The organism is Paraburkholderia sp. DD10, from assembly GCF_049177125.1.
Classification (GTDB): domain Bacteria; phylum Pseudomonadota; class Gammaproteobacteria; order Burkholderiales; family Burkholderiaceae; genus Paraburkholderia; species Paraburkholderia terricola.
In genome coordinates this window covers 1,023,357-1,039,248 of record NZ_CP185392.1, presented here as the reverse complement: position 1 = coordinate 1,039,248, position 15,892 = coordinate 1,023,357, and the positions used below count along the sequence as shown (strand labels likewise).

Sequence of the window (15,892 nt, the reverse complement as noted above, 5' to 3'; positions counted from 1 at the left end):
ACGTTCCGTATTTACCCTAGGACACGCATTATGCCGCGAAATCAGCGTTGAGTTAGCCGATTTCTTGTTGTACGATGACGTATAAGAAATCTTGATTTCTGTCTATTTACCTCTATTCGACGCTCTGGATACTCAATCATGACGACACCGCAGGAACTGAAGCAGATCGTTTCAAAAGGCCTTTTGTCCTTCCCCATTACCGACTTCGACGCCAATGGCGATTTCCGTGCCGACACCTATGCCGAGCGTCTCGAATGGCTCGCGCCTTATGGCGCTTCGGCGCTGTTCGTCGCGGGCGGCACGGGCGAATTCTTCTCGCTGACCAGGAGCGACTACACGAACGTGGTGCGCACCGCGACCGAAGTCTGCAAGGGCAAGGTGCCGATTCTCGCCGGCGCGGGCGGCCCGACGCGTGTTGCGATCGAATACGCGCGGGAAGCCGAGCGCCACGGCGCGAACGGCATCCTGCTGATGCCGCATTACCTCACGGAAGCCTGCCAGGAAGGCATCGCCGCGCACGCCGAAGAAGTCTGCAAGTCCGTGCCGAACATGGGCGTGATCATCTACAACCGCGCGAATTCCAAGCTTAACGCCGATATGCTCGAAGGGCTGGCCGCGCGCTGCCCGAACCTGATCGGCTTCAAGGACGGCGTGGGCGAGATCGAGAACATGGTGACGATCCGCCGCCGTCTGGGCGATCGCTTTTCCTATCTCGGCGGCCTGCCGACCGCGGAAGTCTATGCGGCGGCCTATAAGGCGCTGGGCGTGCCGGTGTATTCGTCGGCGGTATTCAACTTCATTCCGAAGACCGCGATGGACTTCTACCGCGCGATCGCCTCGGACGACCACGCCACCGTCGGCAAACTGATCGACGAATTCTTCCTGCCGTACCTCGCGATCCGCAACCGCCGCGCGGGCTACGCGGTGAGCATCGTGAAGGCGGGCGCCAAGCTTGTCGGCCATAGCGCCGGTCCGGTGCGCGCACCGCTGACCGATCTGACCGAAGAAGAAATGACCCGGCTCGACGCGCTCATCAAGGCGCTCGGCCCGCAATAACCCAGTCGGCGCAACACGCATCGTTTTGAGCGCCCGGGACGGCAACGTTACCGGGCGCTTTGTGCAACACGAATGCGCCGGCGGCGCTTCTGAATGAAGCGCCGCCGGCGAAGCAATAGAGCCAGGGAGCCCGCTCCCTTGTATAAAAATTCAGGAGATGACCATGGAAATGAGCCGCACGGCGAGTTCCGTCCAAGTCGCGAAGCGCACCAAAGTCCGCTACGCGATCCTGCTGCTGATCTTTGTGATTACCACGTTCAATTACGCCGACCGGGCGACGCTTTCGGTGACCGGCTCAGCGATGCGCGCCGAGTTCGGCTTCGACGCGATCCGGATGGGCTATATCTTCTCCGCGTTCAGTTGGGCCTACGTGCTGTCGCAGTTGCCGGCCGGCTGGCTGCTCGATCGCTTCGGCGCGCGGCGCGTCTACGCGGCGAGCATTTTCTTCTGGTCGCTCTTCACGTTGCTGCAAAGCTCGATCGGTTTGCTCGGCAGCGCCGCTGCCGCCGTCACGGGTCTGTTCGTGCTGCGCTTCGCGATGGGCGCGGCGGAGTCGCCGGCGTTCCCGGCCAATGCCAAGGTCGTCGCGAGCTGGTTCCCCACGAATGAACGCGGCACCGCGTCCGCCATTTTCAATTCGGCCCAATACTTCGCCGCGGTCGTGTTCACGCCGTTGATGGCCTGGCTCACGCATGCGTTCGGCTGGCACACGGTGTACGTGGTGATGGGCGGCGCAGGGCTGCTGCTCGCTCTCGCCTGGCTCAAGGTGATGAAGAACCCCGCCGATCATCCGGGCGTGTCGCCCGCCGAGCTCGAATACATCGAACAGGGCGGCGGCGTGGTGAACGGCCACGCGAAAGCCCGCCCCGACGACGTCGCGCGCGCCGGCGGCTGGTCTCTCGTGCGTCAGTTGCTGACCAACCGGATGCTGCTCGGCGTCTATCTCGCCCAGTACTGCATCAACGTGCTGACTTACTTCTTCCTGACCTGGTTTCCGATCTACCTCGTGCAGGCGCGCGGCATGACGATCCTGCAGGCGGGCCTCGTGGCCTCGCTGCCCGCGATCTGCGGATTCTCCGGCGGCGTGCTCGGCGGCATTCTGTCCGACTCGCTGATCCGGCGCGGCCATTCGCTCACCGTGGCGCGCAAGGTGCCGATCGTCGGCGGCATGCTGCTGTCGGTCAGCATCATCGGCTGCAACTATGTCTCGACCGACTGGATCGTCGTCGCGCTCATGTCGCTCGCGTTCTTCGGCAAGGGCATCGGCGCGCTCGGCTGGGCCGTGGTTGCCGATACGTCGCCGAAGGAAGCAGTCGGTCTGTCGGGCGGGATCTTCAACATGTTCGGCAACGTGGCCGGCATCGTCACGCCGATCGTGATCGGCTATCTGGTCGCGAAGAGCGGTTCGTTCAACGGCGCATTGGTGTTCGTCGGCGTGAACGCGTTGCTCACCGTGTTCAGCTACCTCGTGATCGTGAAGGACATCAAGCGGGTGGAGTTGCGTCCGCGCTGAGCGGCCGGCTAGCGATCGTACTTCCGGCGTGCTTGCGTGGCCGGCATGGCCATGATGGCCTGCCGGCCGCGACGCCCGAATCCACGCGCCGGCTTCAGGCCTGAGGCCGGCGCTGAAAATGATCCGGCGTTTATATAATCAGTCGTCAGACGACGGTATAATAGATAGCAGGAAGTATCTGCATCTATCTGATTTAAGGGGCGTTTTCGATGGCTACACCACTGGCGTCCGCGGCACCGCCACGACGCGCTCGCAATCTCGCCGAGTTTGTCGTCGGCTACGTCACCGACCAAATCGCGTCCAACGCCTTGAAGCCAGGCGACAAGCTGCCCACCGAATCGCAACTGATGGTCACGCTGAGCGTGAGCCGCACCGTCATCCGCGAAGCGATTTCGCGCTTGCAGGCCGGCAAGATCATCGAGACGCGCCACGGCATCGGCAGTTTCGTGCTGGAGCCGCAGCGCGAAAAGCTGGGCATCGACATGGTGCCCGCCACCACCTTGCGCGACGTGCTGTCGATCCTCGAACTGCGCATCAGCCTCGAAACGGAATGCGCGGGCCTCGCCGCTCAGCGCGCCAAGCCCGACGACCTCGCGCGCATGCGCACCGCGCTCGACGCGATCGAGGCCACGCGCCACAACGGGCTCGACAGCGTCGACGCCGATCTGCAGTTTCATATCTCGGTGGCGCGCGCCACCGGCAACCGGTATTTCGTCGACATCCTCACGCAAATGGGCAGCGCGCTGATTCCGCGCAACCGGCTCGACTCGGCGGGCATTGCGCGCGCGGAGCCGGATGCGTATCTGTCGCTCGTCAATCTGGAGCACGAAAGCATTCTCGAAGCGATCACCCGGCACGACGCGGAAGGCGCGCGCGCGGCAATGCGCATGCATCTGTCCAACAGCCGCGAGCGGTTGAGGCGCGCGAACGAGGCCGCCGAGACGAATAGCTGATTGGCGCGTTCGTAGCGGTTGGCGCACAAGCAAATGGCCGGGTTTCCCCGGCCATTTGTTTTTCAGACGAAGCGCGTTGGCGAGCTCTCTTCCGCGAGCTTAACCGCGCGTGATTTCGCCATCGCGACGGCGCCACAAGTTCAACGGATTACCGTCGACGAGCGGCTCGGGCAGCAGATCGGCCGGGAAGTCCTGATAGCACACCGGACGCAGGAAGCGCTCGATCGAAGTCGTCCCCACCGAGGTCGCCCGGCTGTCGGACGTGGCCGGGAACGGACCGCCGTGCACCATCGCATGCGATACCTCGACGCCCGTCGGGAACCCGTTGACGAGAATCCGGCCGGCTTTGCGTTCGAGAATCGGCACCAGCTTTTTTGCCGCCGGCAGATCGGCGCTGCCCATCTGCACCGTGGCGGTCAACTGCCCCGCGAAATGTTCGGCGACCGCGAGCAGTTCCTGCTCGTCCTTGCAGCGCACGATGGTCGACGCCGGTCCGAAAACCTCGTCTTCGAGCGCCGGCGTGGCGAGGAACGTCTGCGCGTCGGTCACGAACAACGCGGCGCGCGCCTGTGTCGGGCCCGTTACGTCGACGCCGCGCGCAACGGTCTCCACGCCCTTGATCGCCGCCAGCTTGCCCTCGCCTTCTTCATAGGCCGCGTGAATGCCGGACGTGAGCATGGTTTGCGCGGGCTTGCCGCCGAGCGCCTCCGATGCCGCCGCGACGAAACCCTTGAGCGCGTCGCTGTCGACGGCGATCGCCAGGCCGGGGTTGGTGCAAAACTGCCCCGCGCCGAGCACCAGCGAATCGACGAAACCGCGCGCGATGCTGTCGCCGCGCTGAGCCAGCGCGTTCGGCAACAGGAACACCGGGTTGATGCTGCTCATTTCGGCGTAGACCGGAATCGGCTCGGCACGCGCCGCCGCGACGCGCATCAGCGAGGTGCCGCCCGCGCGCGAACCCGTGAAACCCACCGCCTTGATCGCCGGATGCGCGACCAGCGCTTCGCCGACGGAATTGCCCGCGCCGACGATCAGCGAAAACACGCCCTCCGGCAAGTCCATTTCCTGCGCGACGCGCTGAATCACGCGGCCGACCATCTCCGAGGTGCCGAGGTGCGCGCGATGCGCCTTCACCACCACCGGGCAACCGGCGGCCAGCGCCGCCGCCGTGTCGCCGCCCGCCACCGAAAACGCGAGCGGGAAGTTGCTCGCGCCGAACACCGCAACCGGGCCGAGCGGAATCTTTTGCATGCGCAAATCGGAGCGCGGCAACGGCTTGCGCTCGGGCAGCGGCGAATCCAGTGTGGCGGCGAGCCATTGCCCCGCGCGCACGACTTGCGCGAACAGTTTGAGTTGACCCGTCGTGCGGCCACGCTCGCCTTCGAGGCGCGCCTTCGGCAAGCCGGACTCCTGCTGCGCGCGCTCGATCAATGCGTCGCCCAGTGCGGTGATGCCGTCGGCGATCCGTTCGAGGAATTCCGCGCGCACCCCGAGCGGCAGGTGCCGGTACGGGTCGAACGCTTTCTGCGCAAGCTCACAGGCTTGCGCCACATGGGCGACCGTGCCGCTGCCGAAAACCGGCTCGGCGATGTTGGAACCCGTGGCGGGATTGAACGCGTACAGTGGTTTTTCGTCGCCGCGCACTGCTTGGCGGCCGATCAGCATTTCGCCGGTAATAGACATTTCGCTTTCCTTGGAATGAACGCTTGGATATAAGTCATCCTACAACATATCGAGATGCGCATGCAACCGGACACGCCCATCTGGCGAGGACTTCGGGTTTACGTGACCGTTACAATAAATGGGACCAGTGCTAATCTTCACCAAGACGTACGACGACCTATAACATGTCGTCCTGCAGACATCAGCGCCCGCCCGATCAATCGCAGTTCGAGGAAACGTCCCATGCCAGCCGTCACGCCTTACCAGTCTCTACCCAATAGTTTTCGTCGCGCCGTATGCGGCGGCGAGACCCTGATCGGCTGCTGGGCATCGCTCGCCAGTCCGATTGTCACGGAACTGCTCGGCGTGGTCGGCTTCGACTGGATGCTGCTGGACGCGGAACATGCGCCCAACGACGTCCTGACGCTGATCCCCCAGTTGATGGCGCTCAAGGACAGCGTGAGCGCCCCGGTCGTGCGGCCGCCGGCGAATGATAGCGTGTTCATCAAACGGCTTCTCGACAGCGGCTTCTCCAACTTTCTCGTGCCGTTCGTCGACAGCGCCGAAGACGCGGCCCGCGCCGTCGCCGCGACGCGCTACCCGCCGCAGGGCATTCGCGGCGTCTCGGTGAGCCACCGCGGCAATCGCTACGCGACGGCGGCCGATTATTTCAACATCGCCAATGACAACGTTTGCGTCATCGTGCAGATCGAAAGCCGCAAAGCCGTCGAATCGATCGACGAAATTCTCGCCGTGAACGGCGTCGACGCGGTCTTCGTCGGACCGTCCGATCTCGCGGCGGCGTATGGCCACCTCGGCAATCCCGCTCATCCCGACGTGCAGCAGGCGATTGCGCGCGTATTCGAACGCGCGCAGGCCGCGGGCAAGGCGAGCGGCATTCTCGCCCCGGTGCAGGCCGACGCGGAACGCTATCTCTCGATGGGCTGCCGCGTCATCGCCGTGTGTGCCGATATGGGGCTCTTGAAAAACGCCGCGCAGACGGTCCAGAAACACTTCATGCAGAAACAGGCCGGCCAGCAATAGACACGGCCGCCACGACATCCACGGAGAATTCCATGCAAAAAGCAGGTTTCATCGGACTCGGCATCATGGGCAAGCCCATGGCCGCGAATCTTCTCAAGAACGGCGTGAGCCTCGCGGCGTTTACGCGCAGCGGCGTGCCGGACGACCTCACGCAGGCCGGCGCGCTCGCGTGCGATAGCCCCGCTGCGGTGGCCGCGCACGCCGACGTGATCTTCATCATGGTGCCCGATACGCCGGACGTCGAGCGCGTGCTGTTCGGCGAACACGGACTCGCCGCCGCGTTGCGCGCGGGGCAAACGGTGGTCGACATGAGCTCGATTTCGCCGATGGCGACGCGCGAGTTCGCGGCCCGCGTGCGCGAGCGCGGCGCGGACTATCTCGACGCGCCGGTGTCGGGCGGCGAGGTCGGCGCCAAGGCGGCTTCGTTGACCATCATGGTGGGCGGCGAGCCGGCGAGCTTCCAGCGCGTCAAGCCGCTCTTCGACATGATGGGCAAGAACGTCACGCTGATCGGCGGCGTGGGCGCGGGACAGGTGTGCAAGGTGGCGAACCAGGTGATCGTCGCCGCGACGATCGAGGCGGTCGGCGAGGCCTTGCTGCTCGCGTCGAAGGCAGGCGTCGATCCGGCGCGCGTGCGTGAGGCGCTGATGGGCGGCTTCGCGTCGTCGCGCATTCTCGAAGTGCATGGCGAGCGGATGACGAAGCGCACCTTCGATCCGGGTTTCCGGATCGAACTGCACCAGAAGGATCTGAATCTCGCGCTCTCCACCGCGCAAGCGCTCGGCGTTTCGCTGCCGAATACGGCCACCTGCCAGGCGCTTTTCAACGCGTGCGCGGCGCACGGCGGCAAGGCTTGGGACCACTCCGCGATGGTGCGTGCGCTCGAAGTGCTCGCCAATCACGAAATCGGCCAGCAAACCGCTTAAGCCCCAAACCCTCATGTACAGCGCCGCCCCGCTTTCTCGACAGGGAAAGGGGGCGGCGCTTTCATTTCTGGCGATTACCGACAACGCCCGCAAAGGGCAAGGAGACATGCGTGGCCATCATCAATAAAAACAGCGGCAAGCCGGCAGCATCGAGAGCCAACAATCAACGCGGACCCGATTCGCCGACACGCAGGGCGTTTATCGTGCTGACAGGAACGTCAGCGGGCGCAACCCTGCTCGGCGGCTTGTCGGCCTGCGGCGGCTCGGTTAGCGCAGGGTCCGCGCCGCCGGTGGTGCAGGACCCGATCTGGGGCACCTCGGGCGCCGCGACGCGGATCATCGCGTCGTTGCAGGGCGTCACTCAATCGATGTTTGCCGCGCGCGATTATGTCGTCACGCAATACGGCGCGCAGCCTTGCGCGGTCGTCGCCGCGACCAACCCCTATACAGGCGCGGCCTCGCTCGCCAGCCCCGGCTCCGGACAAACCAACGCCGCGGCGTCGTTCGACTCCCGCCCCGCGTTTCTTGCCGCGATTCAGGCCTGCAATGCGGCCGGCGGCGGCCGCGTGGTCGTGCCGTCGGGCACCTGGTACTGCGCCGGGCCGATCGTGCTGCTCAGCAACGTGAACTTTCATCTCAGCGCGAATTGCACGATCTATTTCAGCCCGAACCCGGCGGACTACGCAAAGGACGGCCCGGTCGACTGCGGCGCGAACGGCAAGCTGTTCTACAGCCGCTGGCAGGCAAACGATTGCCTGAATTACGGCTCACCGGTCTACGCGCGCAACGAGACCAACATTGCGCTCACCGGCGAAGACGCCACCTCGGTGCTCAACGGCCAGGCCATGACACCGTTCGCCGGCAGCGGCAACACAGCCACCTGCTGGTGGACCTACAAGGGATCGAATGGCGCATACGGCTGCGTGAATTCGTCGACGCCCTCGCAGGTCTATCTCAACCCGAACAATGTCGACCTCAAGATCGCGGCGCCGGGTATTTCCGACGCGCTTTATGCGCAACTGACCAGCCCCACGACACCGTGGCAGGAAGATCAGAACTATCTGCCCGCGCTCTCGGAGGCAGGCGTTCCGATCGCCCAGCGGATCTTCGGCATCGGGCATTATCTGCGTCCGTGCATGGTGGAATTCATCGGCTGCACGAACGTGCTGATGGAAAACTATTGCACCAACAACACGCCGTTCTGGCAGCACCACCCCACCGATTGCAAGAACGTCGTGATCCGCGGGGTGACCACCAACAGCATCGGCCCGAATAACGACGGCTTCGATCCCGACGCGTGCGACAACGTCCTGTGCGACAACGTCACGTTCAACACCGGCGACGATTGCATCGCGATCAAGTCCGGCAAGGACCAGGATACGCAGTATGGTCCCGCGCAGAATCACGTGATCCAGAACTGCACGATGAACAGCGGGCATGGCGGCATCACGCTCGGCAGCGAAATGGGCGGCGGCGTGCAGAACATCTACGCACGCAATCTGCAGATGCTCAATCAGAACTGGGCGACCAATCCGCTGAACATCGCGATTCGCATCAAGACGAACATGAATCGCGGCGGCTTCGTGAAGAACTTCTACGTGGATACGGTCACGCTGCCCAACGGCGTCAGCCTGAAAGCCAGCGGCTACGGCAGTGCGCTGCTCGCCGGCAGTCCGATCAACGGCACGGTGCCCTTGGGCGTCGTCACGGCGACGGCGGCCAATCCTTCCGCGGCGCAGGGCGGCCTCATCACGTTCGACTGCGATTATCAGCCGGCCAACGACGCTATTCGCACGCGTGCCGCAGTCGTGCAGAACGTGAACATTTCGAACGTGCAGGCGAGCAACGTCACGCTCAACGGCGTAACAGGCTCGTGTTTTCAGGCGATCGTGGCCCAGGGGCCCGTCGCCTTCGACTACAACGGCCCGGCTCCCGCGCCGGCGGTTCCGCCGATCAGCGGCGTCACGATCTCGAACTGCAACCTGGGGACGGCGGTCGCCGCCGGACCTGCGACCTCGACGACGCCCGGACCGATCTATGCCTACAACGTCAACGGCATCACGTTGAAGAACGTGGTGATCGGATCGACGACTTACAACACCACGGTGGTGGATCAGCGCTAAGCGAGTCATCCAACCGAAGCCCAGAAAAAAAATGGCGGCGTCCGAGGACGCCGCCATTTCATTTCCGTCACGCCGCCGATCCGCTAACGAATCCGCCGCTCGCGACTCACTTCGCCGCCGCGCTCGCCGCCACCCAACGCGGCTCGGACGTCTTGTCGGCGCTTCTCGCGAGCAGGCACACCACCGCAGCCGCAACGATGTCGAACACCGCCAGCACGACGAACAGCGGGCTGTAGCCGACCTGCGTCACCAGCACGCCGAACAGCGCCGTGAACGCGGCGGCGCCCAGGTAACCCGCCATGCCGCCCATGCCCGTCGCGGTCGCGACTTCGTTCTTGCCGAACATGTCGGACGTGATCGCGTACAACGCACCGGACAACGTCTGGTGAGCAAATCCGCCGACGCACAGCAGCGCCACCGCCACATAGGGACTCTCGACCAGCCCGACACATGCCGGCCCGATCATGAACAGCGCGCCGACGACGAAAACCATCTTGCGCGACGTGAACAGCGAGACCTTCGCGTACTTATGAAACAGCGGGCTGAGGTAGCCGCCGAGCACGCAGCCGATGTCGGCGGCAAGAAACGGCATCCACGCATACAGCGCGATTTCCTTCAGGTTCATGTGCCGCTCGGTCATCATGTACAGCGGAATCCATGCGTTGAAGGTTTGCCAGGCCGGCTCGGAAAGAATGCGCGGAATGCCGATCGCCCAGAAGTGGCGGCTGCCCAGCATCGCACCCCAACTGCGCTTCGGCGCGCCGGCGTCGCTGTGCTTCGCCTCCTGCCCGCTCAGGATGTAATCGCGTTCGGCGTCGCCCAGCAGCTTCTGGTCGCGCGGATGCTTGTACAGCAGCATCCACACCGCGCTCCACACGATCCCCGCCACGCCGACGATCACGAAGGCCCATTGCCATTGCCCGTGCAGCAGCGCCCACACCACCAGCGGCGGCGCGAGCAGCGCGCCGATCGACGAGCCGATGTTGAACCAGCCGATCGCCACCGAACGCTCCTTGGCCGGGAACCACTCGCTCGTCGCCTTCACGCCGGCCGGAATGCCGGCCGCCTCGGCGACGCCGAGCAAGCCGCGAAAGAACGCGAGGCTCTGCCAGCCGGTCGACCATGCCGCCGCGGCGCAGGCCAGCGACCACGCGATCGCGAAGGCGGCGAAGCCGATCTTGGTGCCGATGGTGTCGAGCAGATATCCCGCGACCGGTTGCATGAACGCATAGCAAAGCTGCCACGCCACCACCACATGCGAGTATTGCTCGGTGGTGATATGAAGGTCCTTCATCAAGGTCGGCGCGGCGACGGACAGCGTGTTGCGCGCGAGATAATTGATGATGAGGCCGGCGGCGACCAGGCTGACCATCCACCAGCGGATGCCCTTGATTTTCATGACTACGTCTCCTTGATCTTTAACCGGTCAGACGGACCTTGCGCGCGAAGCCGCGCCATCCGGGCCGGCGTCGTCGCGCGAATAATCGATGCCCACGAAGCTGCCGCCCTGGAAGCGTTGGCCCAACGCGTCGAGCGGGTTCGGGCGCGCGAGGATTTCCGCGGCGTAGTCCTCGGCGTTCTGCGTCGGCCGATAGCCCAGGCGCTCGGCGCCGCTGTTGTCCCACCAGCTACGCGTGTTGGCCGAGACGCCCCAGACGGTGAGGAACCCAACGTCTTCCGCCTCGATGCAACGGTCGATGAAATGCAGCAGGTCGCGATGTCCGAACCACGTGCTCAGATGCCGGGGCTCGGTGGGCCGCTCGAGGCAACTGCCGATGCGCACGCAAACGCTTTCGATGCCGTGCTTGTCCCAGTACATTCTCGCCAGCGCTTCGCCCCACACCTTGCTCAAGCCGTAGAAGCCGTCCGGGCGTAGCGCGCAGTCGAGGCCGAGCTGTTCGGTGACCGGATACATGCCGATCGCGTGGTTCGAACTGGCGAACACCACGCGCCGCACGCCCTGCCAGCGCGCGCCTTCGTACACTTCGACGAGCGCGCGCAGATTGTTCTCGATGATTTCGGGCAGCGGGCGCTCCACGCTGGTCCCCGCGAAATGGATCAACACGTCGACGCCATCGAGCAGGCGATCCACGACGGCGGAATCGCGCAGATCGCCGTGCATCACGTCCTCGCCTTCCACCAGGGGAACCAGCGGCTTCGAACCGGCGGCCGAGCGCAACGGCGTGCCGCGCGCGACCAATGCCGCACGCACTACCGAGCCCAGCTGGCCACCGGCCCCACTCAGGGCAATCTTCTTCATAAGCTTCCTTCCTTTACTGCGCCGTGCGCGAGCAGACTTGAGACAGCAAGCGGGAAGGCCACGACGGCCTCGATGAAATTTCCGTGCTTGTTGTACGACGACGTACTATCAACGATGGAAAGACGGATTTCAACTAGGCATTTACCCGTATTATTTTTGGGCTTTCGACGGTTGCGCCGTTGCCGATAAACGGCTGATACCACATAAATTGATGTGACATCGTATAACTAGGAAGCGCGTCGCAATCGTCACGCGCTGTCACTGGCCGATTGGCTAGCTAACCGGCTAATGGAAAGCCGGTTCGGATCTGGCTATCGTCGGTTGGTGGCGAGCTGGCCTCGATCAGCCATCCCTTCCTATCGAGTTTGCCGCTGCAAAAAAGGAGATCCGCATTCGTGCCGCGCCGCCGTCGCGTCCCGCACGAAACCATCTAGCCGACACCGAACACCTGGTTGCGCCGACGCCGTCGTAACCGCTCATCGCGGTCCAGCTTTCGCCCTCCTCCTGTCGTTCGATTCCTTGCCGCGCAATGCCGGGCGGTGGTTGCTTGCTCACGGCAACCGTCATAGCCGTCAGCTTGCGCGTCAATAACATATTTGTTATTATCAAGTTCAATGGCATTTACGATCGACTTCTACAACGAGAAGGTCAAAGTCAACGTCGCCTCGCTGCCGAAAACGCTGCTCGCGCGCTTCATCGCGCTGGCCGACCGCATGGAGGAATACGGCCCGAATCTCGGCGAGCCGCACACCGCTTCAATGGGCGGCGGCTTGTTCGAAATGCGCCTGAAAGGCGCGGAGGGAATCGCCAGAGTGTTCTACTGCGCAATCGTGGAACAGAAAATCGTCATGCTTCACTGCTTCGTGAAGAAGACGCAACAAACGCCGCGCAACGAACTGGACGTGGCGCGCAAAAGACTACTGGAGATCAGAAATGGCAACCTATGAGGCCATGCGCGAACGGGCGCTCGCCGACCCCGAAGTACGCGCCGAATATGAACGCCTCAACCGCGAGGAATTCGCGCTGCTCGACCAGATGCTCGCGGCGCGCCGGGAGGCCGGCTTGACGCAGGCGCAAGTCGCCGAGCGCATGGGCACGAAAGCACCGGCGATCACGCGGCTCGAACGGGCGCTGGCCTCGGGGCGGCACTCGCCTTCCATCGACACATTGCGCAGGTACGCGGCCGCGTGCGGCAAGCAGTTGTTCATCTCGATCGCATAAGCCGCGGGAGCGGATCTGATCCGGCGCGGTTGAATGCGCGAACGCGGCTTCGCGGCGTTGTTGCAGCGCGGTCGATTGCCGCAGTTTTCGCCTGATCGCGTCAAGCAGCAGCAACGACGCTATAAGAAAAACTTGATGCCCATCAAAGGCTTGCGGCATAAGAATCCGAAACTCACGCAAAACAAGGCGGTTTTTTGACGCACGTCGCGTCGCAGCAGAAAATTCGCTCATCCCCTACTCTTGCGCCCATCTGCCCAGCGCAGTGCGCACCGACACCGGTCGACGCGCGTAGTCCGCCCTCGCGGGCATCACGCACTTCACGCTCATGAACTCCGCTCTCTCGGCACTCGACCTCGCCCGCATCCAGTTTGCGTTCACCGTCTCCTTTCACATCGTTTTTCCGGCGCTCAGTATCGGCCTCGCGAGCTTCATCGCCGTGCTCGAATGGCGCTGGCTCAAAACCGGCAAGACGTATTACAAGGATCTTTGCCTGTTCTGGTCGAAGATTTTCGCGGTGGCCTTCGGCATGGGCGTGGTCTCCGGCGTCGTGATGAGCTATCAGTTCGGCACCAACTGGTCCGGTTTTTCGAGCTTCGCCGGCCCGGTCACCGGACCGCTGCTGATGTACGAAGTCATGACCGCGTTCTTTCTCGAAGCGGGCTTCCTCGGCATCATGCTGTTCGGCTGGCAGCGCGTGAGTCCGCGCGCACACTTCGGCGCCACGTTGATGGTCGCCGTCGGCACGCTGATCTCGACCTTCTGGATTCTCGCGTCCAATAGCTGGATGCAAACGCCGCAAGGCTTCGAAGTGGTGAACGGCCGGGTCGTGCCGCTCGACTGGTTCAAGATCGTTTTCAATCCGTCGTTCCCGTACCGGCTCGCGCATATGGCGCTCGCCGCGTTCATCGTCGCGGGGCTGGTGGTGGCGGCGGTGGGCGCATGGCACCTGTTGCGCGGCCGGCGCGATCCGGCCGTCAAGAAGATGTTCTCGATGGCGCTCTGGCTGCTGTTGATCCTCACGCCGCTCCAGGCAGTCGTCGGCGATCAGCACGGTCTGAACACGCGCGAGTATCAGCCCGCGAAAATCGCGGCGATAGAAGGTCTGTGGGAAACCGAAAAAGGCGGCACCGCGCTGAACCTGTTCGGTATTCCCGACATGCAGGCGGAGACCACGCGCTACGCGGTGTCGATTCCGCACCTGGGCAGCCTGATCCTCACGCACAGTTGGGACGGCGAAATCCGCGGCCTGAAGGAATTTCCGCCGCAAGACCGGCCGAACTCGACGGTGGTGTTCTGGAGCTTTCGCATCATGGTCGGCCTCGGCATGCTGATGATCCTGATGTCGCTGATCGGCTGGGCGCTGCGCCGCCGTGAACGGCTGTTCGAGGCCAGGTGGTTCCAGCATCTCGCCGTGCTGATGGGCCCGACCGGTTTCATCACGCTGCTGGCCGGCTGGGTCACCACCGAGGCGGGCCGTCAGCCGTGGGTGGTCTATGGCGTGATGCGCACTTCCCAAGCCGTGTCGCCGCTCACCACGCAGCAGGTCGGCATCTCGTTGATGACCTTCGTGGTGGTCTATTTCCTGGTGTTCGGCACCGGCGTCTATTACATGCTCAAGCTGATGCGCTCCGGTCCGCCGTTACCCGGACAAACGCCGCACGACGCGCCGGAGCATTCGCCGAACCAGACCGCGCGCCGCCCGCTCTCCGCCGCCGATCACATGATCGACGCGGCCTGAACCCACCCGCTTCACTAGCTGCTTGCGAGAAAGACAATGGACGTAACCGTAGTGTGGGCCGCGATCATCGCACTGGGCCTTTTCATGTACGTGGTGCTGGACGGCTTCGACCTGGGCATCGGCATCGTCTTCCCGTTCTTCCCCGACGAGAAGGAACGCGATCTGATGATGAACACCGTCGCGCCGGTGTGGGACGGCAACGAAACCTGGCTCGTGCTCGGCGGCGCCGGCCTGTTCGCGGTGTTTCCGGTGGTTTACTCGACCGTGCTGTCCGCGCTCTATCTGCCGCTGATCTTCATGCTCGTGTGCCTGATCTTTCGCGGCGTCTCGTTCGAGATTCGCGCCAAGGCCAATCGCACGAAACCTATGTGGGACCTCGCGTTCATCGGCGGTTCGGCGGGCGCGACGTTCTTCCAGGGCATCGCACTGGGCGCGTTCCTGCAAGGCATCCCGGTGATCGACGGCGGTTATGCCGGCGACGCCTTCGGCTGGCTCACGCCGTTCAGCCTGCTCACGGGACTCGGGCTCATCGTCACTTATGCGCTGCTCGGCTGCTGCTGGCTGGTCGCGAAGACCGAAGGCGATCTGCAACGCCGCCTGCATCGCGTGGTATGGCCGCTGACGATGGTGCTGCTCGGCTTCATCGCGATGGTCAGCGTGTGGACGCCGCTGCAGGACCCGAATATCGCGCAACGCTGGTTTCATGACGGCCTCTTCTATCGGCTGTTGCCGGTGCCGTTCCTGGTTGCGGTCTGCGTGTTCTTCATGCGCCGCGCGGTGCGTGAGCGGCATGACAACACGCCGTTCGTGCTGGCGCTGCTGCTCGTGCTGCTCGGTTACGCGGGGCTGCTGGTGAGCCTGTGGCCGTATGCGATTCCGTCGAGCATGACGCTATGGGAGGCCGCCGCGCCGCGTTCGAGCCAGATGTTCACGCTGGTCGGCGCGGCGGTGATTCTGCCGATCATCATCGCCTATACGACGATGGGTTACTGGGTATTTCGTGGCAAGGTGCGTCATGACGACCAACATCACTATCACTAAGCACGCGGAGGGCGGCGCCGGCGCGCAAACGCCGGCGCGCAAGAAGCTGCCCGGCTGGCTGTGGTTCATCGCGCTATGGTGCTTCGGCGTGGCCTCGGCGATGTCGCTCGGCTTCGCGTTCAAGCTCCTGATGAATGCGACGCTATTTGCCGTTAAATAAAGGCCCGTTGTCGCGCGCCTCGATCCGGCGCGCATAACCTGCGGAATCCCTTAGGCACGGCTTCAAAAACGGCGCTCGCGGCTCGTCTACCTAGCAAGCCGGAACCTGTGCGCGGGAGACCAACCTTAGCGACAACGTGGTGCATCTAAACAGCCGGCGATCATATAAATAAATAGTCACGTGCGCGGCGGGCCG

15 protein-coding genes are annotated in these 15,892 nt (G+C 63.7%); 12 read left to right on the top strand and 3 right to left on the bottom strand.

Annotated features, from left to right (window positions below):
* Positions 1–138: 138 nt before the first annotated feature.
* The 3 genes from kdgD to ACOCG7_RS04820 all read left to right on the top strand — a co-directional run bounded on the left by kdgD (position 139) and on the right by ACOCG7_RS04820 (position 3,522).
* Positions 139–1,056, top strand: coding sequence for a 5-dehydro-4-deoxyglucarate dehydratase (gene kdgD / locus ACOCG7_RS04830; protein WP_073430892.1), 918 nt, complete (start codon positions 139–141; stop codon positions 1,054–1,056).
* A gap of 163 nt (positions 1,057–1,219) precedes the next feature.
* The gene (locus tag ACOCG7_RS04825; protein ID WP_073430891.1) at positions 1,220–2,569 is read left to right on the top strand and encodes an MFS transporter; all 1,350 of its coding nucleotides are present in this window, start codon (positions 1,220–1,222) and stop codon (positions 2,567–2,569) included.
* A 209-nt stretch (positions 2,570–2,778) separates the two neighbouring features.
* Positions 2,779–3,522, top strand: coding sequence for a FadR/GntR family transcriptional regulator (locus ACOCG7_RS04820; protein WP_073430890.1), 744 nt, complete (start codon positions 2,779–2,781; stop codon positions 3,520–3,522).
* 99 nt (positions 3,523–3,621) lie between these two features.
* Here the strand turns inward: ACOCG7_RS04820 and ACOCG7_RS04815 are convergent, their stop codons facing one another.
* The gene (locus ACOCG7_RS04815) at positions 3,622–5,205 is read right to left on the bottom strand and encodes an aldehyde dehydrogenase (NADP(+)) (RefSeq protein ID WP_421377015.1); all 1,584 of its coding nucleotides are present in this window, start codon (positions 5,203–5,205) and stop codon (positions 3,622–3,624) included.
* Between the two features lie 222 nt (positions 5,206–5,427).
* Between ACOCG7_RS04815 and garL the strand changes: the two genes are divergently transcribed.
* The 3 genes from garL (at position 5,428) to ACOCG7_RS04800 (ending at position 9,277) form a co-directional block, all read left to right on the top strand.
* A complete protein-coding gene (gene garL / locus ACOCG7_RS04810) occupies positions 5,428–6,228 on the top strand; it encodes a 2-dehydro-3-deoxyglucarate aldolase (protein WP_073430888.1) in 801 nt (266 codons plus the stop codon).
* Positions 6,225–7,154: a 2-hydroxy-3-oxopropionate reductase gene (locus ACOCG7_RS04805; protein ID WP_421377557.1), complete on the top strand. Its 930-nt coding sequence runs from the start codon at positions 6,225–6,227 to the stop codon at positions 7,152–7,154. Before garL ends, ACOCG7_RS04805 begins: the two co-directional genes overlap by 4 nt.
* Before the next feature lie 110 nt (positions 7,155–7,264).
* Positions 7,265–9,277 (top strand): glycoside hydrolase family 28 protein, encoded by a 2,013-nt coding sequence (locus ACOCG7_RS04800; protein ID WP_421377013.1) that lies wholly within the window; start codon positions 7,265–7,267, stop codon positions 9,275–9,277.
* 106 nt (positions 9,278–9,383) lie between these two features.
* Here the strand turns inward: ACOCG7_RS04800 and ACOCG7_RS04795 are convergent, their stop codons facing one another.
* Positions 9,384–10,676: an MFS transporter gene (locus tag ACOCG7_RS04795; RefSeq protein WP_421377011.1), complete on the bottom strand. Its 1,293-nt coding sequence runs from the start codon at positions 10,674–10,676 to the stop codon at positions 9,384–9,386.
* 27 nt (positions 10,677–10,703) lie between these two features.
* Entirely contained in the window at positions 10,704–11,537 is an 834-nt protein-coding gene (locus ACOCG7_RS04790) for an NAD-dependent epimerase/dehydratase family protein (RefSeq protein WP_073430885.1), read from the bottom strand.
* Between the two features lie 614 nt (positions 11,538–12,151).
* Here ACOCG7_RS04790 and ACOCG7_RS04785 point away from each other — a divergent pair.
* The 6 genes from ACOCG7_RS04785 (at position 12,152) to ACOCG7_RS04760 (ending at position 15,697) form a co-directional block, all read left to right on the top strand.
* Entirely contained in the window at positions 12,152–12,484 is a 333-nt protein-coding gene (locus tag ACOCG7_RS04785; protein WP_073430884.1) for a type II toxin-antitoxin system RelE/ParE family toxin, read from the top strand.
* Positions 12,471–12,758 carry a helix-turn-helix domain-containing protein gene (locus tag ACOCG7_RS04780; RefSeq protein WP_083086272.1) on the top strand — a complete coding sequence of 96 codons (288 nt, stop codon included), beginning with the start codon at positions 12,471–12,473 and terminating at the stop codon, positions 12,756–12,758. Before ACOCG7_RS04785 ends, ACOCG7_RS04780 begins: the two co-directional genes overlap by 14 nt.
* A 33-nt stretch (positions 12,759–12,791) precedes the next feature.
* On the top strand, positions 12,792–12,956 hold the full coding sequence (locus ACOCG7_RS04775) for a hypothetical protein (RefSeq protein ID WP_159442586.1): 165 nt from the start codon (positions 12,792–12,794) through the stop codon (positions 12,954–12,956).
* A gap of 127 nt (positions 12,957–13,083) precedes the next feature.
* Positions 13,084–14,496 carry a cytochrome ubiquinol oxidase subunit I gene (locus ACOCG7_RS04770; protein WP_421377008.1) on the top strand — a complete coding sequence of 471 codons (1,413 nt, stop codon included), beginning with the start codon at positions 13,084–13,086 and terminating at the stop codon, positions 14,494–14,496.
* 36 nt (positions 14,497–14,532) lie between these two features.
* Positions 14,533–15,537 (top strand): cytochrome d ubiquinol oxidase subunit II, encoded by a 1,005-nt coding sequence (gene cydB / locus ACOCG7_RS04765; protein ID WP_073430881.1) that lies wholly within the window; start codon positions 14,533–14,535, stop codon positions 15,535–15,537.
* Positions 15,512–15,697, top strand: a complete 186-nt coding sequence (locus ACOCG7_RS04760) for a hypothetical protein (protein ID WP_073430880.1) — start codon at positions 15,512–15,514, stop codon at positions 15,695–15,697. The genes cydB and ACOCG7_RS04760 overlap by 26 nt, the downstream gene beginning before the upstream one ends.
* Positions 15,698–15,892 lie beyond the last annotated feature (195 nt).